The 21,393-nt window shown below is 52.5% G+C and carries 18 protein-coding genes and 7 tRNA genes; 15 read left to right on the top strand and 10 right to left on the bottom strand.

What is annotated here, in order from left to right:
* The 14 genes from atpD to BZG84_RS13020 all read left to right on the top strand — a co-directional run bounded on the left by atpD (position 1) and on the right by BZG84_RS13020 (position 8,189).
* Positions 1-1,404, top strand: coding sequence for a F0F1 ATP synthase subunit beta (atpD, locus tag BZG84_RS13085; RefSeq protein WP_069590705.1), 1,404 nt, complete (start codon positions 1-3; stop codon positions 1,402-1,404).
* A gap of 19 nt (positions 1,405-1,423) precedes the next feature.
* On the top strand, positions 1,424-1,846 hold the full coding sequence (locus BZG84_RS13080) for a F0F1 ATP synthase subunit epsilon (RefSeq protein WP_077479883.1): 423 nt from the start codon (positions 1,424-1,426) through the stop codon (positions 1,844-1,846).
* Between the two features lie 155 nt (positions 1,847-2,001).
* Complete coding sequence (gene glmU / locus BZG84_RS13075; RefSeq protein ID WP_077678305.1) at positions 2,002-3,360, top strand: bifunctional UDP-N-acetylglucosamine diphosphorylase/glucosamine-1-phosphate N-acetyltransferase GlmU; 1,359 nt, start codon at positions 2,002-2,004, stop codon at positions 3,358-3,360.
* A gap of 119 nt (positions 3,361-3,479) precedes the next feature.
* A tRNA-Gln gene (locus BZG84_RS13070) sits at positions 3,480-3,554 on the top strand.
* A 2-nt stretch (positions 3,555-3,556) separates the two neighbouring features.
* Positions 3,557-3,633, top strand: a tRNA-Arg gene (locus BZG84_RS13065).
* Between the two features lie 42 nt (positions 3,634-3,675).
* Positions 3,676-3,760, top strand: a tRNA-Leu gene (locus BZG84_RS13060).
* Positions 3,761-3,799: 39 nt separating this feature from the next.
* Positions 3,800-3,874: transfer RNA gene (locus BZG84_RS13055), tRNA-Gln, on the top strand.
* A 9-nt stretch (positions 3,875-3,883) separates the two neighbouring features.
* Positions 3,884-3,960, top strand: a tRNA-Met gene (locus BZG84_RS13050).
* 43 nt (positions 3,961-4,003) lie between these two features.
* Positions 4,004-4,090 (top strand) — tRNA-Leu (locus BZG84_RS13045).
* Between the two features lie 45 nt (positions 4,091-4,135).
* Positions 4,136-4,220, top strand: a tRNA-Leu gene (locus tag BZG84_RS13040).
* A gap of 145 nt (positions 4,221-4,365) precedes the next feature.
* Positions 4,366-5,133: a DeoR/GlpR family DNA-binding transcription regulator gene (locus BZG84_RS13035; protein WP_069590699.1), complete on the top strand. Its 768-nt coding sequence runs from the start codon at positions 4,366-4,368 to the stop codon at positions 5,131-5,133.
* 9 nt (positions 5,134-5,142) lie between these two features.
* Complete coding sequence (gene glmS / locus BZG84_RS13030) at positions 5,143-6,981, top strand: glutamine--fructose-6-phosphate transaminase (isomerizing) (protein WP_077479881.1); 1,839 nt, start codon at positions 5,143-5,145, stop codon at positions 6,979-6,981.
* 280 nt (positions 6,982-7,261) lie between these two features.
* Positions 7,262-7,633, top strand: a complete 372-nt coding sequence (locus tag BZG84_RS13025) for a helix-turn-helix transcriptional regulator (protein WP_069588077.1) — start codon at positions 7,262-7,264, stop codon at positions 7,631-7,633.
* A gap of 187 nt (positions 7,634-7,820) precedes the next feature.
* Positions 7,821-8,189 (top strand): helix-turn-helix domain-containing protein, encoded by a 369-nt coding sequence (locus BZG84_RS13020; RefSeq protein ID WP_077479880.1) that lies wholly within the window; start codon positions 7,821-7,823, stop codon positions 8,187-8,189.
* Between the two features lie 50 nt (positions 8,190-8,239).
* Here the strand turns inward: BZG84_RS13020 and ilvA are convergent, their stop codons facing one another.
* From ilvA to ilvG, 5 genes are read right to left on the bottom strand one after another with little or no spacing between them, the layout of a single operon-like run.
* On the bottom strand, positions 8,240-9,793 hold the full coding sequence (ilvA, locus tag BZG84_RS13015) for a threonine ammonia-lyase, biosynthetic (protein ID WP_077678304.1): 1,554 nt from the start codon (positions 9,791-9,793) through the stop codon (positions 8,240-8,242).
* Positions 9,794-9,795: 2 nt separating this feature from the next.
* Positions 9,796-11,637 (bottom strand): dihydroxy-acid dehydratase, encoded by a 1,842-nt coding sequence (gene ilvD / locus BZG84_RS13010; protein ID WP_077479878.1) that lies wholly within the window; start codon positions 11,635-11,637, stop codon positions 9,796-9,798.
* Positions 11,638-11,656: 19 nt separating this feature from the next.
* Positions 11,657-12,598: a branched-chain-amino-acid transaminase gene (gene ilvE / locus BZG84_RS13005; RefSeq protein WP_069588071.1), complete on the bottom strand. Its 942-nt coding sequence runs from the start codon at positions 12,596-12,598 to the stop codon at positions 11,657-11,659.
* 14 nt (positions 12,599-12,612) lie between these two features.
* Complete coding sequence (gene ilvM / locus BZG84_RS13000; RefSeq protein ID WP_069588069.1) at positions 12,613-12,870, bottom strand: acetolactate synthase 2 small subunit; 258 nt, start codon at positions 12,868-12,870, stop codon at positions 12,613-12,615.
* On the bottom strand, positions 12,870-14,516 hold the full coding sequence (gene ilvG, locus BZG84_RS12995; RefSeq protein ID WP_077678303.1) for an acetolactate synthase 2 catalytic subunit: 1,647 nt from the start codon (positions 14,514-14,516) through the stop codon (positions 12,870-12,872). The genes ilvM and ilvG overlap by 1 nt, the downstream gene beginning before the upstream one ends.
* Positions 14,517-14,999: 483 nt before the next feature.
* Here ilvG and BZG84_RS12990 point away from each other — a divergent pair, with 483 nt between their 5' ends.
* Positions 15,000-16,523, top strand: a complete 1,524-nt coding sequence (locus BZG84_RS12990) for a YifB family Mg chelatase-like AAA ATPase (protein WP_077678302.1) — start codon at positions 15,000-15,002, stop codon at positions 16,521-16,523.
* Here the strand turns inward: BZG84_RS12990 and BZG84_RS12985 are convergent, their stop codons facing one another.
* From BZG84_RS12985 to BZG84_RS12965, 5 genes are all read right to left on the bottom strand, one after another.
* Complete coding sequence (locus BZG84_RS12985; RefSeq protein WP_232112144.1) at positions 16,524-17,225, bottom strand: thiol:disulfide interchange protein DsbA/DsbL; 702 nt, start codon at positions 17,223-17,225, stop codon at positions 16,524-16,526. It abuts the gene before it with no gap.
* A 29-nt stretch (positions 17,226-17,254) separates the two neighbouring features.
* The gene (locus tag BZG84_RS12980) at positions 17,255-18,235 is read right to left on the bottom strand and encodes a serine/threonine protein kinase (RefSeq protein ID WP_077479874.1); all 981 of its coding nucleotides are present in this window, start codon (positions 18,233-18,235) and stop codon (positions 17,255-17,257) included.
* A 90-nt stretch (positions 18,236-18,325) separates the two neighbouring features.
* A complete protein-coding gene (gene ccoG / locus BZG84_RS12975; RefSeq protein WP_077479873.1) occupies positions 18,326-19,753 on the bottom strand; it encodes a cytochrome c oxidase accessory protein CcoG in 1,428 nt (475 codons plus the stop codon).
* A gap of 188 nt (positions 19,754-19,941) precedes the next feature.
* Positions 19,942-20,208 carry a YihD family protein gene (locus tag BZG84_RS12970; RefSeq protein ID WP_077458097.1) on the bottom strand — a complete coding sequence of 89 codons (267 nt, stop codon included), beginning with the start codon at positions 20,206-20,208 and terminating at the stop codon, positions 19,942-19,944.
* A 94-nt stretch (positions 20,209-20,302) separates the two neighbouring features.
* Positions 20,303-21,334 carry a GGDEF domain-containing protein gene (locus BZG84_RS12965; RefSeq protein ID WP_077479872.1) on the bottom strand — a complete coding sequence of 344 codons (1,032 nt, stop codon included), beginning with the start codon at positions 21,332-21,334 and terminating at the stop codon, positions 20,303-20,305.
* Positions 21,335-21,393: the final 59 nt, after the last annotated feature.

Raw genomic sequence — 21,393 nt, 5'->3', positions numbered from 1 at the left:
ATGGCTACAGGTAAGATCGTTCAGATCATCGGTGCGGTAGTCGACGTAGAGTTTCCACAAGACGCAGTACCTCAGGTATATGATGCGTTGAATGTGAAACGTGAAGGCGAGCGTCTGGTGCTGGAAGTTCAGCAGCAGCTAGGTGGTGGCGTAGTCCGTGCCATTGCTATGGGCTCATCTGATGGTCTACGTCGTGGAATCGAAGTAGAAAATACAGGTAAATCAATCGAAGTCCCTGTGGGTGAAGAAACCCTCGGCCGTATCGTCAACGTGCTGGGTGATGCGATTGATGAGCGTGGCGATATCGGTGAGAAAGAGCGTTACTCTATCCACCGTGAAGCGCCAAGCTACGAAGAACAGTCAAGCGCGACTGAGCTTTTGGAAACGGGTGTAAAGGTTATCGACCTTATCTGTCCGTTTGCGAAAGGCGGTAAAATCGGTCTGTTTGGTGGTGCGGGTGTCGGTAAGACCGTTAACATGATGGAGCTTATCAACAACATCGCACTGCAACACTCAGGTCTGTCTGTATTCGCTGGTGTAGGTGAGCGTACTCGTGAGGGTAACGACTTCTACTACGAGATGCAGGAAGCGGGTGTTGTAAACATTGAGAAGCCCGAAGAGTCAAAAGTGGCCATGGTATATGGTCAGATGAACGAGCCACCAGGTAACCGCCTGCGTGTTGCACTGACCGGTTTGACCATGGCGGAAAAATTCCGTGATGACGGCCGTGACGTACTGCTGTTCATCGATAACATCTATCGTTATACCCTTGCCGGTACCGAAGTATCTGCCCTGTTGGGTCGTATGCCATCGGCAGTAGGTTACCAGCCAACACTGGCTGAAGAGATGGGTGTGCTGCAAGAGCGTATTACCTCAACCCGTACCGGTTCTATCACCTCGGTACAGGCGGTTTACGTGCCTGCGGATGACTTGACTGACCCGTCACCAGCAACCACGTTTGCTCACTTGGATGCAACCGTTGTTCTGTCACGTAACATCGCGTCTATGGGTATGTACCCAGCGATCGACCCATTGGACTCAACATCGCGTATGTTGGACCCATTGGTGGTTGGTCAGGACCACTATGATGTGGCACGTGGCGTACAGTCTGTGCTTCAGCGCTATAAAGAGCTGAAAGACATCATTGCCATCCTGGGTATGGACGAGTTGTCTGAAGACGACAAACTGACCGTTGCACGTGCACGTAAGATTGAGCGCTTCTTGACGCAGCCTTACCACGTTGCAGAAGTCTTCACCGGCCAACCAGGTGTCTATGTTTCGCTGAAAGATACCATTGCAAGCTTCAAAGGCCTGCTCAGTGGTGAGTACGACGATATCCCAGAACAGGCATTCCTGTACTGCGGTAACATCGACGAAGTGCTCGAAAAAGCGAAAAACCTGTAAGGCTTGAGTAGGAGGCGATATGGCAGCGATAACCTTCCATCTGGATGTGGTCAGCGCAGAGCGACAATTGTTCTCTGGCCGTGCCGAGCACATTCAGGTGACCGGTAGCGAAGGTGAACTGGGTATTCACGCAGGACACACACCGCTGCTGACCGCTATCACGCCTGGTATGGTTCGCATCGTCAAACTAGGCGGTAGCGAAGAGATCATTTATCTTTCTGGCGGTACCCTTGAAGTACAGCCTGGCACAGTGACTGTGTTGGCTGATACGGCAATTCGGGGTGAAGAGCTAGACCAAGCCAAGGCAGAAGAAGCGAAGCGCCGCGCTGAGGAGCGAATCCATAATCAGCACGGTGACATCGACTTTGCTCAGGCGGCCAGTGACCTGGCTAAGGCGATTGCGAAGCTTCGAGTGATCGAGCTGACCAAGCATAAGCGTTAATCAGGCGCTCACGGTGAAATAAAAGCGACGCGTTGGCGTCGCTTTTTTATTGCCTGTACAAGTGTACTTTTTCGGCGCGATTCGCTCGCAAGCCAAAACGCGTTACACTAAGCGCAATATCATAGACAACTCATCTCTCTTATCACGGAAAGACTATGCAATACAGTGCAGTAATTCTTGCGGCCGGAAAAGGCACGCGTATGTATTCTAATACTCCCAAAGTGCTTCATACTCTCGCCGGTAAACCTATGGTGAAACATGTGATTGACACTTGCCAAGGGCTAGGCGCCGCGTCGATTCATCTGGTTTATGGTCATGGTGGCGATACTATGAAGCAGGTGCTTGCTGATAGCGATGTGAACTGGTGTTTGCAAGCAGAGCAATTGGGGACTGGTCATGCGGTACAGCAGGCGGCGCCGCATTTTCGTGATGATGAGCAGGTTTTGGTGCTGTATGGCGACGTGCCTTTGATTTCAGAGCAAACCTTAACCCGTTTGCTTGAAGGACAGCCTGAAGGCGGGATTGGTCTATTAACGGTGCATCAAAACGATCCGACTGGCTACGGCCGTATTGTGCGTGAAAATGGGGAAGTGGTCGCGATTGTTGAGCAAAAAGATGCCACTGATAGCCAGCTTGCCATCACTGAAATCAATACCGGTGTGCTGGTGGCGACTGGACGTGACTTGCGTCATTGGTTATCGCAGCTTGATAACAATAACGCGCAAGGTGAGTTTTATCTCACCGATGTGATTGCACTTGCACATCAACAAGGCCGCACGATTCAAGCTGTGCACCCTGTGAATGCGATTGAAGTTGAAGGGGTCAATAATCGCCTGCAACTTTCACGCCTTGAGCGGGAATATCAAAAAATGCAGGCTGAACAGTTATTGCTTAGTGGCGTGATGCTCATCGACCCTACGCGCTTTGATTTGCGTGGCCAACTGCAATGTGGGCTGGATGTCACCATTGACGCCAACGTGATCATCGAAGGCAATGTCACCCTAGGGGATAACGTAACCATCGGTGCTGGCAGTGTGCTGATTGATTGTGAGATTGATGACAATACATTAGTGCGCCCGTACAGCGTCATTGAAGGGGCCAGCGTTGGTGAAGCGTGCACAGTCGGTCCGTTTACGCGGTTGCGTCCGGGGGCCGAACTGGCTCGCGATGCGCATGTCGGCAACTTTGTGGAAATGAAAAAGTCTCGCTTAGGGGAAGGGTCGAAAGCCAATCACCTGACTTATCTGGGTGATACAGAGGTAGGGCGCGGCGTGAATATTGGTGCTGGGGTGATCACCTGCAATTACGATGGCGCCAATAAACATAAAACCGTGATTAAAGACAATGCCTTTATCGGCTCGGACTCTCAGCTGGTGGCACCTGTGGTGATTGGCGAAGGAGTGACCGTTGGAGCGGGTAGTACCATCAGCAAAGATGTCTCCGATGGTCAACTTATCATCACTCGCGCCAAACCAAGGACAATTGAGGCTTGGCAACGGCCGAAAAAACAGTAAAATCACTGTCTGTTGAGCGCGTATCAACGGCTTTTTCACGCAAGCGGCTAAAACTTGCGCGGTTGGTAAAATCAGGTGTTGACTCCCGATAAAAACCAGCCTAGTATACGCGCCTCAGTTGGGGTATCGCCAAGCGGTAAGGCAACGGGTTTTGATCCCGTCATTCCCAGGTTCGAATCCTGGTACCCCAGCCAACGCGTCCGTAGCTCAGCTGGATAGAGTACCTGGCTACGAACCAGGCGGTCGGAGGTTCGAATCCTCCCGGACGCGCCATCTTTCTTCAACTACCATGAAGTGAGATGAACAACTTGGAATGCGGAAGTGGCGGAATTGGTAGACGCACCAGATTTAGGTTCTGGCGCCGCAAGGTGTGAGAGTTCAAGTCTCTCCTTCCGCACCATTATTTGAAAGCATGTGGCGTAAAGCGGCATGACTAAGTTGGGGTATCGCCAAGCGGTAAGGCAACGGGTTTTGATCCCGTCATTCCCAGGTTCGAATCCTGGTACCCCAGCCACTTTAGGTTGGCTACGTAGCTCAGTTGGTTAGAGCACATCACTCATAATGATGGGGTCACAGGTTCGAATCCCGTCGTAGCCACCATTCTTTCCGATTTGTCGCCAAAAGCGGGAAATCACACCGGTTTGCGGCGGTGGCGGAATTGGTAGACGCGCTAGCTTCAGGTGCTAGTGTCCGAAAGGACGTGAGGGTTCAAGTCCCTCCCCCCGCACCAAGACAATTGGTACTCAGCCCGCCCGCTGAGCTATCATAAAAATATGCGGAAGTGGCGGAATTGGTAGACGCACCAGATTTAGGTTCTGGCGCCGCAAGGTGTGAGAGTTCAAGTCTCTCCTTCCGCACCATCTTAAAAGCCCATCAGCTGTTGCTGGTGGGCTTTTTTGTTATTTCTTGTTTATCTGCTTATTTCTCGTCACTTTTTGTGTTCTTTTCTTGATCTTTGATGTGTTTTCACTACCATAAGTTTCGAAACGAAAGTTGATAGGTTACATGTCGAAACGAAACACGCAACAGCGTCGTCATACCATCGTTACCTTGCTTACCGAGCAGGGCAGCGTCAGCGTTGACGAACTCTCTCAACGCTTTGAAACGTCAGAAGTGACTATCCGTAAGGATCTTGCCGAGCTAGAAAAAAATGGCTTGTTGCTGCGCCGTTATGGCGGAGCGGTGCCTGTGCCGCAAGAAATGGTCTCGGAACAAGCCGTCAAAGTTTCGAAACAAAAGCAAAGCATCGCCGATGCCGCCGCTGCGCGCATTCGGGACCACAACCGTATTGTGGTCGACAGTGGCACGACCACCGCCGCTTTGATCCCTTTATTGGATAAAAAGCGTGGCCTAGTGGTGATGACTAACTCACTCCAGGTGGCCAATGCCATTCGTGAACTCGAACACGAGCCAACGCTGCTGATGACGGGCGGCACTTGGGATACCCATTCTGAATCGTTTCAAGGCCAAGTGGCTGAACAAACCTTACGTGCGTACGACTTTGACCAGCTTTTTGTGGGCGCTGACGGCATTGATGTGGCGCGCGGGACGACCACCTTTAACGAGATGACGGGCCTGACTCGGGTGATGGCGGAAGTCGCGCGAGAGGTGGTGGTGATGATCGAGTCTGAAAAAATTGGCCGTCGGATCCCTAACTTGGAGCTTGCGTGGTCCAGTATCGACACCTTGATCACTGATAATGCGTTGGATGAAGACACTCGGCGCGCGATAGAACAAACCGGCACAGACGTTATCTGTGTAGACAATGTATAAGGACTCACTATGTGTGGAATTGTAGGCGCTGTGGCGCAGCGTGATGTGGCAGAAATTCTGGTTGAAGGCTTACGTCGCTTAGAATATCGCGGATACGACTCAGCAGGGGTCGCCATTACCGATACAACGAGCGGGCAGATGACGCGTTTACGCCGACTGGGTAAAGTAGCGGCGCTTGCGGACGCAGTGGCTGACGCCAACCCTGCGGGAGGCACAGGGATTGCGCACACGCGCTGGGCAACGCACGGTGAGCCAAGCGAAGCCAATGCGCACCCACACATGTCTGGTGATGATATTGCCATTGTGCATAACGGCATTATCGAAAATCACCACAGCTTGCGCGAACAATTGCAAGCGCGTGGTTATCAATTCCACTCCCAAACCGATACCGAAGTGATTGCTCACCTCGTTGATTGGGAGCGTCGTCAATGTGGCGATCTCCTCGCCGCCTTCCAGCGCACGGTCAGTCAGCTTGAAGGCGCGTATGGCACTGTGGTGATGGATAAAAACCAACCTGAGCGTTTGATTGCGGCTCGTTCAGGCAGCCCGTTGGTGATTGGCCTGGGTGTGGGAGAAAACTTTCTCGCCTCTGATCAGCTAGCGCTGCTCAATGTCACTCGTCGCTTTATCTACCTTGAAGAGGGCGATGTGGCGGATATTAGTCGTCGTGAAGTGGTGATTTACAACCAAGAAGGTACGCCGGTTGAGCGAGAGGTGCATGAAGCAAGCGCCCAGTACGACGCGGCGGACAAAGGCCAGTATCGCCATTACATGCAAAAAGAGATTTACGAGCAACCGACTGCGCTTACCAATACCATGGAAGGGCGTTTGGGCAACGATCACGTGATTGTGGATGCGATTGGTAACGGTGCTAGCGATATTCTTGCTAAAGCGCAGCATATTCAAATTATTGCCTGTGGCACCTCCTATAATGCGGGCATGGTGGCGCGTTATTGGTTTGAATCGCTGGCAGGGATAAGCTGTGATGTGGAAATCGCGTCAGAGTTTCGCTATCGCCAGTTTGTCACCCGTCCGAACAGTGTACTGATCACCTTATCGCAGTCTGGTGAGACCGCAGATACGCTAGCAGCGCTGCGTTTGGCCAAAGAGCGTGGCTATATGGCCACCATGACCATCTGCAACGTGGCGGGCTCCTCGTTGGTACGTGAATCCGATCTGGCCTTTATGACGCGCGCGGGCGCAGAAATCGGTGTTGCATCGACCAAGGCGTTCACCACCCAGCTTTCTGCCCTGCTGATGCTGGTCACTGCACTGGGTAAAATGCAGGGCACCATCGGATACGAAAAAGAGCGTGAGATTGTCGATGCCTTGCATCATCTGCCTTCAAGCATCGAGCAAGCGCTGACCTTTGATAAAGCCATTGAACAACTGGCGGAAGACTTTGCTGACAAGCATCACTCACTGTTCTTAGGGCGTGGTGAGTTTTATCCGATTGCCGTAGAAGCTGCGCTAAAGCTAAAAGAAATCTCTTATATTCACGCTGAGGCCTATGCCGCTGGTGAGCTAAAGCACGGCCCACTGGCGCTGATTGATGCCGATATGCCAGTGATTGTGATTGCTCCGAATAATGAGCTGTTGGAAAAGCTTAAATCCAATATCGAAGAAGTCCGCGCTCGTGGTGGTCAACTGTATGTGTTTGCCGATCAAGATGCCGGCTTTACACCAGAAGAGGGGATGAACATTATCGCCATGCCACACGTGGATGACATCATCGCTCCTGTGTTCTACACCATCCCGATGCAGCAATTGTCGTATCATGTGGCCTTGATTAAAGGCACGGACGTCGACCAACCTCGTAACCTTGCGAAAGCCGTTACTGTAGAGTAAGCCTGCCTAACATTCACCACGCTCTGACTAGGAGCGTGGTTGATCTTTTATCAATTACTGCCGTTTTGCTACAAAAATGCGATCTGCAGTGACACATTTTGCAAAATGCAAATCATTTTGCACTCAATCTCAGACATCCCGCCTGAAAATACAAACAGAACGCTATTCTATACCATAAGTTTATGATTTTTATTGCTTTTACTCCTGCCTAATAACTTGGCCTGCATTGTGCATAGTCGATGGACAAGTACCAACATTGATAAGTTGTAGAGAGGAAGCAATGATTGACTCTAAAAACCAAGTCGCTAAGCGCATCAAAGAAGCCCGTGAGTGGAAAGGGATCACTCAAGTAAAAATGGCCAAGCTACTCAATGTCGCACGCCAAACTTACTTGGATATTGAAAATGGTAAAACCGAACCGCGTGTGCGCATGTTGTCGAACATCGCTGAGCTGACTGAGCGCCCATTAGTTTGGTTTGTGTATGGCGATGAAGACGTCGAGATGCACGATGTGCAGTACAAGCAAGATGTGAACCGCTTGTTGGAGCACTTCTCTCGTTTACCGCATGAAGCACGTACGGCGATCTTGAACCAGAGCGTGAACATGGCCTCATTCTTGGTGAACTATTCTAAGGCCGCACAGCGTGCCTAAAGGCCTGCCTGCCTGATTAGATATGCGGGTAAGTGCCTGCTTACTGAGGTAGGCATCAGCAGCGTAGCATCACACTATCGATGACAACGCCCATGATAGGCCCGCCGAGCCATGCATAATGCAAGGTCGGTGATGTGACGGGAACCGATGTTTAAACGGCCCGGGTAACAGAGATGAGGCATGGACCATGGTGATTTCGACAGCGAGCATGGCGCAACGGATCCGTGAAGCACGGGAATTCAGTAAAATAACCCAAGTAGACATGGCGAAGCGTTTGAATGTGGCGCGCCAAACCTACTTGGATGTGGAGTCGGGAAAGACCGATCCTAAGATTCTCGCGCTCATCACGATTGCAGAGATCACTGGTCGCCCATTTAATTGGTTTATTTATGGTGAAACAGACGAGCGAGATATTGCCTTCTCTCACCGCGATGATTTAGCGGCATTGACCAGTCTGTTAAGCCAGTTGCCTCAAGTGGCGCGCCAAACGGTGATGGATAACGCCTTATCGATTGCCGAGTATCTGGTATCACTCTCGCCAGATAAGCGCGCTTAACCTCTGTTATCGGCCCGGCACCCCCTGTCGGGCCTTTTTGTATTATTCGCTTAACGGCGAGAGAGAAAGAAGCGATAGGCTGGATTAGCCGTTTCGTCCTTCCACGCATAACCCAGTTCACGCAAATGGGCGGTAAACGCGAGTAAGTCCTGCTCGCCAAGTTCAAACCCACATAGCACACGGCCATAATCTGAGCCATGGTTGCGGTAGTTGAATAAGCTAATGTTCCAGTGAGTGCCCAAGGTTTGCAAGAAGTGCAGTAATGCCCCGGGGTATTCCGGAAACTCAAAGCTATACAGGCGCTCGTTAAGCGGCACCGAGGGTCGCCCACCAATCATGTAGCGTACGTGTACCTTGGCCATCTCATCGTCAGATAAGTCCTCGACCGGATAACCGGCTTGGCGCAAATCATGCAGAATACTGTCGAGCTCTTCTTGCCCGCCCAGTAAACGTACCCCAACAAAAATATTGGCCAATTGGTCGTCGCCATAGCGATAGTTAAATTCGGTAACCGCGCGGCCACCGAGAATATCGCAAAACTGTAAAAATGCACCGGTTTGCTCGGGGATGGTCACCGCCAGTAGGCCTTCACGTTTCTCCCCCAGTTCAGCACGCTCAGACACGTAGCGTAGTGAGTGGAAGTTGGTGTTGGCGCCCGACAGTACCGCCCCCAATTGCTTGTTTTGTAGTTGGTGCTTGTCGACATAATGCTTGAGACCAGCGAGTGCCAAGGCACCTGACGGTTCAGAGATCGCGCGCGTGTCTTCGAAAATATCTTGTACGGCAGCACAAATCGCATCACTGGAGACGGTAATACTGTCGTCTAGGTATTGCTGACACAGTCGAAATGATTCGTCACCAATCCGTTTAACCGCCACCCCATCGGCAAAAGTTCCCACCCGCTCTAAGGTGACGGGAAAGCCTGCATCCAAGGCGGCACGCAGACACGCCGAGTCTTCCGCCTCCACTCCGATTACCTTGATATTGGGCATAAGCTGCTTGATAAGCACCGCCACACCGGCAGCAATACCACCTCCGCCGACCGGGACAAAAATGTAATCAAGGTGGCTGTTTTGTTGCACCAGCTCCAGCCCGATCGTGCCTTGTCCGGCAATGACCTGCGGATGATCAAAAGGGGGCACAAAGGTATAGCCGTGTTGGTCGGCCAGCGCTTGTGCTTTGCTTTTCGCTTCATCAAAGTTATTGCCGTGTAGGACCACATTCCCCCCAAAGCCTTTAACGGCTTCAACTTTGATGGCGGGAGTGGTGCGGGGCATGACAATGGTGGCTTTGATACCCAGTTTACTGCCGGACAGGGCGACACCTTGGGCGTGGTTACCCGCTGATGCAGCGATCACGCCCGCTTTTTTCTGCGCCTCTGTCAGCTGCGCCATCATGTTATGCGCGCCGCGTAGCTTAAATGAGTGCACGGGCTGCCGGTCTTCACGTTTGAGCTGAACCTGATTACCTAAGCGTTCAGAGAGTCGCTTCATGGCCTGAAGTGGCGAGACAGTCGCCACTTCATAGACAGGCGCACGTAAAATATTCCTTAAGTAATCCGGGCCATCCATGGGGTGTTCGGGTGACGTTTGCGCCTGTTGCATGGTTACTCCTCCAACTTACTGCGATCGCGCACTGCACCCTTATCGGCACTGGTGGCGAGACTGGCATACGCTTTTAGCGCATAGGAGACTTGGCGTTGGCGGTCTTTAGGCTTCCAACCGCGAGCGTTCACCTCAGCACGGCGGGTGGCGAGGGTGGCTTCATCCACCAGCAGGCTGATTTCGCGGCTAGGAATATCGATACGAATCCGATCGCCATCTTCGACTAAGGCGATGGTGCCGCCATTGGCTGCTTCGGGCGAAACATGGCCGATGGACAGCCCAGATGTCCCCCCAGAGAAACGACCATCGGTGAGCAGGGCACAGGATTTACCCAATCCCATCGATTTTAAGTAGGTGGTCGGATACAGCATTTCTTGCATACCTGGGCCACCTTTCGGGCCTTCATAGCGGATCACCACCACATCACCCGCTTTCACTTTGCCACCTAAAATGGCATCTACCGCGCTGTCTTGGCTTTCAAACACCACCGCGGGGCCTTCAAAGGTCAGTATGCTTTCATCCACCCCTGCGGTTTTGACGATGCAGCCGTTCAAGGCGATGTTGCCTTGTAGCACGGCAAGCCCGCCATCTTGACTAAAGGCGTATTCATGGGCACGAATACACCCGGATTGGCGATCATCATCCAGGGTATCCCAACGGCAACGTTGCGAGAACGCTTGGGTGGTGCGGATGCCTGCGGGGCCGGCGCGATAAAAAGACTTCACGTCCTCATCATCGGTTTGCATGATGTCATACTGGGCGAGCTGTTCCTCGAGGCTCATCCCCAGCACGGTTTGTTGTTTGACATTGAGCAGGTTCGCGCGCTGTAGCTCCCCAAGAATGCCCATCACACCCCCAGCACGGTGCACATCTTCCATGTGATATTGCTGGGTTGACGGCGCGACTTTGCAAAGGTGAGGTACTTGGCGAGACATGCGATCGATGTCATCCATATCAAAATCAATTTCGCCTTCTTGCGCGGCGGCCAGCAGGTGTAAGACCGTATTGGTGGACCCACCCATGGCAATATCCAGCGCCATAGCATTTTCAAATGAGGCACGGTTGGCGATATTGCGTGGCAAGATGCTGTCATCGTCCTGCTCGTAGTAGCGTTTGGTCAGACCCACAATGCGTTTGCCGGCGTTGATGAACAATTGCTCACGGTCGGCATGGGTGGCGAGCATGGAACCATTACCCGGCTGGCTCAGCCCCAGCGCTTCGGTCAAACAGTTCATCGAGTTGGCGGTAAACATACCAGAGCACGAGCCACAGGTTGGGCAGGCGGAGCGTTCGATTTGCTCGCTTTGCTCATCGGAGACGTCGGGATTGGCGCCTTGCATCATGGCATCGACCAAATCGAGCTTGAGGATTTGATCGGACAGTTTGGTTTTGCCCGCTTCCATCGGGCCGCCCGACACAAAGATCACCGGGATATTCAGGCGCATAGCGGCCATCAGCATGCCCGGAGTGATCTTGTCGCAGTTGGAAATACACACCATGGCGTCGGCACAGTGCGCGTTGACCATGTACTCCACGGAATCGGCAATGATCTCGCGAGAAGGCAACGAGTAGAGCATGCCGCCGTGACCCATAGCGATACCGTCATCGACCGCGATGGTATTGAACTCTTTGGCGATACCGCCGGCTTGCTCGATTTCTTTCGCCACCAGCTGGCCCATGTCTTTGAGATGGACATGACCGGGAACAAACTGGGTAAAGGAGTTCACCACGGCAATAATGGGTTTGCCAAAGTCGTCATCTTTGACGCCAGTGGCGCGCCATAACGCGCGCGCCCCTGCCATGTTGCGACCGTGGGTGGTAGTAGCGGAACGATAGGTTGGCATAATTACGGCTCCTTTGCCTTTATTCGCTGTGCTGAGGGTTTACGGGGTCAAGCCAGCCCCATTTGTCGTCGGTGGTGCCATCAAACAAGCCGAAAAAGGCTTGTTGTAACGCGGCGGTGATCGGGCCTCGTTGGCCTTCGCCGACCGTGATCTGATCGACGCTGCGTACGGGAACAATCTCGGCCGCGGTGCCAGTCATAAACACCTCATCGGCCAGATAAAGCGCTTCGCGTGCAATCGGCTCTTCGCGCACGGTGTAGCCCTGTTCTTTTGCAAGGGTGATGATCGAATCACGGGTGATCCCAGGCAAAATCGCGCTGGTGGCGGGTGGTGTACTGATCACGCCATTTTTGATCACAAAGAGGTTTTCCCCCGCGCCTTCGGATAAAAAGCCGCGTACGTCCAGAGCAATCCCTTCGGCGTAACCATGGCGGCGAGCTTCGCCTCCTACCAGTAGGGAGGATAAATAGTTTCCGCCGGCTTTAGCTGCGGTGGGGATGGTGTTTGGGGCGGCGCGGTTCCAGCTTGAGATCATCGCATCCACGCCTTGGGCCAGTGCATCTTCACCGAGGTAGCTGCCCCAACTGAACGCGGCAATGATGACATCCATTTCTGTATCTACAGGCGGACAAACGCCTAAACCCACGTTACCCACAAAGCCTAACGGACGGATATACGCCGAGCGCAGTTGATTAACACGCAGGGTTTCGCGGCATCCTTCCATTAGGGCATCGACACTAAAGGGGATCGGGAAGCGGTAGATTTTGGCTGAGTCTTTTAAGCGCTGCATATGCTCACGATGGCGAAAGACCACCGGGCCGTTTGGGGTGTCGTAACAACGGATCCCCTCAAAGACGGAGGTACCATAATGCATCGCGTGAGTCAGTACGTGCACAGTGGCATCCTGCCAAGCGATCATTTCACCGTTAGACCAAATGTAATCAGCGGTATTTGTCGACATGTTATTTTCCTTTTTTATGCGCGTAGGGAATGTGATTGGGTTGAGGGTGTGAGTACCTCAACCACGTCCCATAGCTTAGTCAGTTGTGGTCGCAAGGTCTCGATCGCGCGTTGGCTTTCGACGGTCACGTCAAAGATTACCTCGCCCGCCGCTGTGGGCATGGAGACATTGAGCTGACGCACGGTAAAACCACGGTGACGGATCACGCGCAAGATGCGCTCCAACAATTCTGGACTGTGGGTAGCATGAATCGAAAATTGGTGTTGTGTCATCAGCTTTGCTCCATCATTTGTTGGTTGGCCGCACCGGGTGGCACCAGCGGCCAAACATTTTCCATTTCATCGATAGCAACGTGTAGCAAGTAAGGACCGGGATGGCCCATCATCATGGTCAGCCCAGCATGTATTTCTTCTTTGCAGCGGATACGGTGTCCCGGTATGTCAAAGGCGCGCGCTAAGGTGAGAAAATCAGGGTTGTCAGATAAATTGGTCTCGCTGTAGCGCTGATCAAAAAAGAGCTGTTGCCACTGGCGCACCATGCCTAAGCGTTGATTGTCGAGCAGGATGATTTTCACGCCGATGCCTCGGCGTTTTAAGGTACCAAGCTCTTGGATATTCATCATAAATGAGCCATCACCGGTCACCAGCACCACCTCATCGTGGGGGCGAGCGATCTTCGCACCCATCGCGGCGGGCAAACCAAACCCCATGGTGCCAAGTCCTGCCGAGGTCAATAGGTTTTCGGGCTCGCTAGGCGTCACATGCTGGGCGACCCACATTTGATGTTGACCGACATCGGTGGCGATCACGGTTTGCGCCGGCATGCTGTCTGATAAGGTTTTCAGTAGCGCGGGCGCATAAATGGCATCGCCGGGATGGTCGTAACGCCATGCATGCTGCTGTTGCCAGTGGTGTACTTGCTCTTGCCATGCCGGTGAGGTGTTGGGCGTGGCGAGCTTGGGTAAGACGGTATTCAGCTCAGCGCAAACCGGCGCTTGTGCGCGGCGCAGCTTGTTTAATTCTGCGGCATCAATATCCACATGCACTACCTTTGCGTGAGGAGCAAAGGTATCGAGCTTCCCGGTGACGCGATCATCAAAACGGGCCCCGACGGCAATCAACAAATCACATTGTTGTACCGCAAGGTTGGCGGCTTTGGTGCCGTGCATACCCAACATGCCTAAATAGTGCGGATAGTCTTTGTTAACGGTGCCTAGCCCTTTGAGGGTACTGACAACGGGCATTTGACTGCGAGTAAGATAGTCACGAAGCGCCGCCGTTGCTTTGCCTAACACCACGCCACCACCGACATACAGCATAGGACGCTCGCTTTTTTGGATAAGCGCATTGGCATGTTCGAGCGCGACAGCATCTAGAGGGATGCCAGTGGGCGCAGGCACTGAGGCTTCTCGGGGCGCAGGGATCAGCGCTTGTTGTACGTCTTTAGCAATATCGACTAACACAGGCCCCGGGCGGCCTGATTGTGCCACGACGAACGCCTTTTCGAGCGTGGCGGTAAGGTCTGCGGGGTCTGTGACCAAAAAGCTATGTTTGGTACAGGCCAAAGACAAACCTAAGACATCAATTTCTTGGAAAGCATCCGTGCCGATTAATGGGCTGGCCACTTGGCCTGTGATGGCGACCACTGGGACGGAGTCCATCATGGCATCAGCCAATCCGGTGATCAGATTCGTCGCGCCGGGGCCAGAGGTCGCTAGGCATACGCCGGGACGCCCGCTAGCACGAGCATAACCGATGGCGGCCATGGCAGCGCCTTGTTCATGGCGACATAAAATGTGTTCGACGCCGCCGTCGTATAGCGCATCATAGACTGGCATGATGGCGCCACCCGGATAACCAAATACCGTCTCAACGCCTTGCTTACGTAAGGCTTCCACAACCCATTGTGCACCTGTCATCGTCGCCCCTCCCCGAATGAACAGGGAGGGCAGGTGTGCGAATAGTCAGTGTCTGCGCTCTCCATTTTTGCTGCTTCCGTTTTTGTGTGGCTTGACCACATGAATGAAAAAAGCCCCCGAACCTGGTTGGGTGCGGGGGCTTGGTTGCGATGTTTGCTGCTGTGTTTCGCGTACCTACACCCCTCGCGGTAGAATGACCACGATAAGGCGAATAATGAGGACGGTAGCGAAGTTTGGCATTTGTCTGTCTTTTCTTGTCGTTAGTCGCCCATTTTTGGGCGTTTTGTTAATTATGTTTTTGTTTGCGCCTGCTTGTTACAGGTCAGTCACGAACTCGATCTGGCGCCGAGTCTCATGTTTAATTGTTGTGCATTTGTAGTGGTATCACAGACCTCACTCGCATGACAAGAAAAAATTACTCTGAATCACAAATTCTCTCGTCACCATAAGCGCAAGGTTTCATAGTAATAGCAGGATAGAGTCATGGCGCTAGCGATTGTGCATAGTCGAGCGTGTGTCGGGGTAGAGGCTCCCAATGTGACGGTTGAAGTTCACATTTCCAATGGATTGCCAGGGTTTGCGCTGGTGGGGTTACCGGAAACCACGGTCAAAGAAGCGCGTGATCGGGTCAGAAGTGCCATTGTGACCTCCAATTTTGAATTTCCGTCACGGCGTATTACCGTCAATTTGGCACCGGCGGATTTACCGAAAGAAGGTGGGCGTTTTGATTTGCCCATCGCGCTTGGCATTTTGGTCGCCTCAGGGCAAATTCCAGCGAAACGGCTGCATGAATTTGAGTTTCTTGGTGAGCTGGCGTTATCCGGGCAGTTGCGTCCCGTCAAAGGGGCATTACCGGCGGCGCTTGCCAGTCAAAAAGCGCAGCGAGCGCTCGTGGTCCCTGATGATAACGCTAGCCAAGTGGCGTTGGTGGACAGCGAGCGCCATGTGTCAGCGCCCGATTTAATCGCAGTGTGTCAGCACTTAGCTGGCCAACAGAGTTTGCAGCTTAACGCGACACCACATGGTGATACAACGCCGGCGCCAACCCGCTGCTTACGTGACATCATCGGTCAGCAGCAAGGCAAACGCGCGCTAGAAATCGCCGCCAGTGGTTCACATAATCTGCTTTTTGTTGGCCCGCCCGGAACGGGAAAAACCATGTTAGCGTCGCGCTTGTGCGACTTGCTTCCTCCCATGAACGACGAAGAAGCGTTAGCCTCCGCCGCGGTCACTTCATTAACCCAGCAACCTTTACATGAGGGAAACTGGCGTCAGCGACCGTTTCGAAGTCCTCATCACTCTAGCTCTATGGCGGCACTGGTCGGGGGCGGAACGGTCCCGCGTCCCGGGGAGATCTCATTGGCGCACCAAGGGGTGCTGTTTTTGGATGAAATGCCAGAGTTTGAGCGTCGTGTGCTTGATGCGCTCCGCGAGCCGCTGGAGTCGGGTGAAATTATTATCTCGCGTGCTAACGGTAAAACCCGTTTCCCCGCGCGTTTTCAGTTGATTGGCGCATTAAACCCGAGCCCGACAGGCCATCATGAGGGCGAACTAGCGCGCTCTAACCCACAGCAAGTATTGCGCTATTTGGCGCGTTTATCTGGCCCTTTGCTGGATAGGTTTGATATGTCGATTGAGATCCCGGCACTGCCGCGCGGGATGTTATCGAGCGGCGGCGACCGCGGTGAATCAACCGCAAAGGTGCGGGCGAGAGTCGCGTGTGCCCGTGCGCGTATGTTGGCGAGGCAAGGGAAAGTGAATGCGTTACTCAGCAATCGCGAAATGGAGGAATATTGTCGGCTTGCGCAGGTGGATGCTGCGTTTCTCGAGCAGGCATTGCATCGATTAGGACTATCGGTACGGGCATACCATAGGATCATTAAAGTGGCGAGGACGATTGCCGATCTGGCCGAAGCGGAGGCGATAAGCCGCCCTCATCTTGCCGAGGCCTTAGGGTATCGGGCGATGGATGGCTTACTTCGCCATCTCAACGCCCAAGTCAGTTGATTACTTCTGGCTTAACAGGAAGTTAATCAGCTGGAAGTACTCTTCCGGGGTTTCGACGGTTTTCGGTGTCACGTGATATTTACCGTTCACGATCACCGCAGGCACGCCGCGTAGGCCGGCTTTTTCAAAAGATTGATCAAATCGTTTGGCCATCGAGTTGGCGGCAAAGCTGTTGTAAGCCGAATCGAACTCTTTGCCATCGACGCCGTTGTCGACAAACATTTGGCGAACGTCATCTAGCGACTTGGGCGCATTTTGGGCCACATGAATACGGTCAAAAATCACCGGGATCATGGTGTCTTCAACGTTTAAGACCACGGCGGTTGCATAGGCACGTGTGACCACTTCACCCATGTTGCCGCCCATGAAAGAAACGTGATTTTTTACCACTTTGGCATTGTCTGGCACTTGTTGCTTCAACTGCTGCACCAGTGGCTCAAATTGGAAGCAGTGCGGACAATAAAACGAGAAGAACTCGGTTACCGTTGGGGTGTCGGTCGCTGCGGTATCTAGAATTTGATAATCCTCGCCCGCTTTGAAGCGGCCGGGTTTGGCGGCGGGGACGTCGATCGCTTCTGCTGGCTCAGTTTGGGTTTGAGTTTGCGTCGTGGCCTGTTGGCTTGTCGACTCGACGGTTTCAGGCTCAGAGCAGGCCGCAAGGCCGAGTACGAGCAAGATAGGAAGCAGTTTTTTCAGCATCATTGAATGACTCTCCGTTATCGGTTGAACGCTTACGGGTACAAGGTAAGCGATGGCGCTTGTAAGGCGGCAAGCTGCTCTTTAAAAGCAAGCACCTGACTTTCCCAGTATTTTGCCTCAGCAAACCAGGGGAATGCACGTGGAAATGCCGGGTCTTGCCAGCGTTTTGCTAACCACGCCATATAGTGCACCATTCTCAGACCACGTAAGGGCTCGATCAGTTGCAATTGGTCAGCGGGAAATTCACTAAACTCACGATAGCCTTCGGCAAGGGTATCAAGTTGGGCCAGCTGATCGGCACGGCTGCCGTTTAAAAACAGCCACAGATCTTGAATCGCGGGGCCATTGCGGGTGTCGTCAAAGTCGACAAATAACGGGCCATCGCGCCATAGAATATTGCTCGGGTGGCAGTCGCCATGCAAACGGATAATCGGCCAGTTGGTGTGCCATCTTTCGCTAATGGCATCGATCAGTCGGTCAAGATCGGAGAAAAAGGTCGATTTAATCCCATCGGGGATCAGGCTCGCACGGGTCAATGCTTGGCGAGGTTGGTAGAGGTGGGTGTCGAGATCAAATCGCGCACGTGCCTGAAAAGGTCGAGCGGCACCGACTTGGTGAATACGGCCAAGATAGCGGCCAACCGCTTCGAGCTGGTCCCAGTTGTCGACTTCAAAGTTGCGCCCACCCACGCTGGGAAACAATGCAAAACGGTAGCCGTTGAAATGAAACAAGCTGGTCCCGTCGAGAACGAGTGGGGCGACGACGGGAACCTCCGCGTCGACTAACTCTTGGCAAAACGCGTGTTCTTCAAGAATTTGCTCGTCTGTCCAACGCGCAGGACGATAAAACTTCACCACGTAGCGCTTGCTATCATCGGCAACAAATTGGTAAACCCGATTCTCGTAGCTGTTCAGTGCAAGTAAACCCGATTGTGGGTAAATCCCTACCGACTCAATGGCATCCAGTTGATGCTCAGGGGTGAGGGCGTGAAAATCAAAGCCAGGTTCAGTCATGGTTTGCTACTCATTCAGCACAGAAGTGTCATGGTAACAAATAAAAAGGGCGCTGCATGCGCCCTTGTTACCAATCAGCTGAGTGGCTGATTAAAGGTCTGTAATAAAGCGGCTTTCCGCTTGGACCTCTTTTTGTTTGTCGCCCGATGCACGCTCCATGACAAAAGTGATGTCAGCAATGCGTTGGGTCATCTCGTAGGTGTCTACGCCTAAACTGATGGGCAGTGAGAACACTTCTCCCGCTTGCACTTTAACGGTTTGTGGGCCGTACCATTGCACGTCTTTTAGCCCTTTCACCGAGAGGGTATAGGTTTCATCACTTTGGGTCTTATTGAGGATTTTCAGCGTGTAAGTATTCTCAATCAGCCCTTGATTGTTGACGCGATACAGCTGGTTACGGTCACGAATGACATCCAATTCCATGGGCATCACGGACATGGCTAAGTAGATAAACATAGCCGTGACAATGGTCATAACGACGCCATAACCGACCAGTTTGGGTCGCATAACTGCCGTCTTCTTCCCTTCAAGCTTATGCTCGGTGGTATAGCTTATCAGTCCGCGTTCATAACCCATGCGGTCCATGGTTTGATCACAGGCATCAATACAGGCACCACAGTTGATACATTCATACTGTAGGCCATCGCGAATATCGATGCCGGTTGGGCAGACTTGAACACATAAATTACAGTCAATACAGTCACCCAGCCCCAACTCTTTAGGATCTTTTTTACGTGGACGTGGGCCACGTTTTTCACCCCGTTCGACATCATAGCCGACAATAAAAGTGTCTTTGTCGAACATGGCAGATTGGAAACGTGCATAGGGACACATATGGATACACATAATCGAGCGCATCCATCCCGCATTTCCGTAAGTACAGGCGGCAAAGAAAATCACCCAAAAACCGACCCAGAAACTGGTATCAAAGGTGACTAAGTCCACCGCCAGCTCGCGCATGGGGACAAAATAGCCGACAAAGGTCATGCCCGTAATTAAAGAAATCACCCACCATGCTGCGTGTTTCGCGGTTTTGCGTACGGCTAGCTCAGGCGTCAGTTTTAATGAGTCTTGCTTACGACGCTTGTTGGCGGCGCCTTCGAGCTTTTCTTCAAACCAGATAAACAGGAAGGTCCACACAGTTTGCGGGCAAAGGTATCCGCACCAGACGCGGCCGAGGAAGGTGGTAATAAAAAAGAGTCCGAACGCCCCAAGCATCAACAAGGCTGCCAATAAGGTCAGATCTTGTGGCCAAAGTGTGGTGCCAAAAAAGGTGAACTTCTGGTTGCCGATATCGAGCAAAATCGCTTGGCGTCCTTGATACGGGATCCAAGGAATCGCAAGAAACAGCACCATGAAAAACCAGCCCATGTAGCGGCGCATTTTTTGGTAATAGCCTTTTACCGCGCGTACATAGATGCGATTGCTCGGATTAAAGCGATCGTCGCCCCCTTTATGGGTTTTCGGATTGTATTCTTTTGCGGTCACGTCTTTGACGTCTATCTTTTCTTTGCTCATGACATTGGCGTTCCTTGGGATGTCGAGGCCTTGGTACGTTGCCAGACCCTGTTTATCGTTGTGACGCGTGATTATAGCGTAGCCAGATTCGCGAATACTCTATCAGTGTCATAGTTTGCGAAACAGTCACAAACTAGAACAATTCCAGCTATAACAGCGCTCTATGTGTGCTCCCTGCCTCATTCCGCTTAAGATTGAATACCGCGAGCACGCAAGATAGCGGCTTTGAAGTCCTCTTCGCTGTCTTTTGCCAAGCCGGGAATGGGGGCAGTTTTATCCTCTAGTCGCATTTTGAGTTGATAGATCAAGGTGTCGTCCGAGATGTTATCCAGTCCGTCTTGATGACCAGCCTCTTGGGCAATGACAGTGAGCATCTCGACCAGTGAGCGCTCCGGCGTTTTCTGCCACGACTGATTTAACAGCTCGAGCAGTTCATTGATGCGATGGCAATTCATAGGTGTCCTTTATATGTGGCACGTAAAAAACACCATTTTGCCCGAGCGTATTGGGCTGAAACTTAGCCAAGATCAAATAAGGCGCAGGTGAGGATTAATTTATCGGCATCACGCGATTGCGGCCGAGTTTCTTAGCGCTGTATAAGTGCTTGTCAGCACGATGAATGAGATCTGACGCAGACTCACCCGTTTCATTATCGTACTCCGCAACGCCAATCGATACCGTGATATGGTCGAGCGTGTTGCCACGGCGTCTATCTTTGATAATCATCCGGTCGATAGCGGTGCGTATCGTTTCAGCAATACGCTTGGCGCCATTGAGACGTTTTTGCGGGATGAGCAAAGCAAACTCTTCGCCGCCATAACGAAAGGCTTGGATGCCATCACGACAGTAATCGCTGAGGCGCTTGGCCACTTGTTTTAGCACGGTATCGCCAATCACATGGCCATAGGTGTCGTTGAGCTTTTTAAAGTGGTCAAGGTCAATCATGGCGAGGCAAAAAGGCGGCGTGAGATTGCTGTCGATATAGGCGGTGAGTTCTCGGTCGAAGGCACGGCGGTTTAATAGGCCGGTTAAGCCATCATGCGTGGCTTGCTCTGTCATTTCTGCCAGCGTCTGTTTGAGCTGAGAGATCTCTTGCTGCGCATCACTGAGCTGGTGCTTGAAGTAGCGGGTTGACTGGGTGAGAGAGTGCGAGTCTTTAACCACGTTACGCACGACCGCGATGGTCTCATCGATAGACAAGCCTTCCTCTTCCACCCGCGCAAGCTGTTCGAAGGTACGATCTAACACACTCTGGAAGGCATCGGTGTCTTGCAACGTATCCGACATCGAGTGGCTCATCTCGGTCATCATCGACTCGAGGCTTTGCTTGAGAGCGCTCATGTCTTGGCTGTGTTTATCGGCGACGTGTTTTTGGTAGAGCATGTCGCTTTGCAGCGGACTGCAGGTGCCATGATGCGTGAGCGTGTCGTCTACATCCGCATTGAGTTGAGGATCGGTATCCGCGACATAGGTGTACCACAATGCGTAGTTGGTAGGGGTGGTGGGCACCTTGTATTTCATCATTAACGGCACGGCTTTCTTTAGAAAACCGGTCGATTGTTGAAACTGATCATCCGACATGGCTACGTTGATACTCCCTGTCCGGTCGGGGGCCGAAAAAACACGTTATTATCAGTGTA

Source organism: Salinivibrio sp. PR932, assembly GCF_001996125.1.
GTDB lineage: Bacteria > Pseudomonadota > Gammaproteobacteria > Enterobacterales > Vibrionaceae > Salinivibrio > Salinivibrio proteolyticus.
This window is presented reverse-complemented; position numbering and strand designations above follow the sequence as displayed.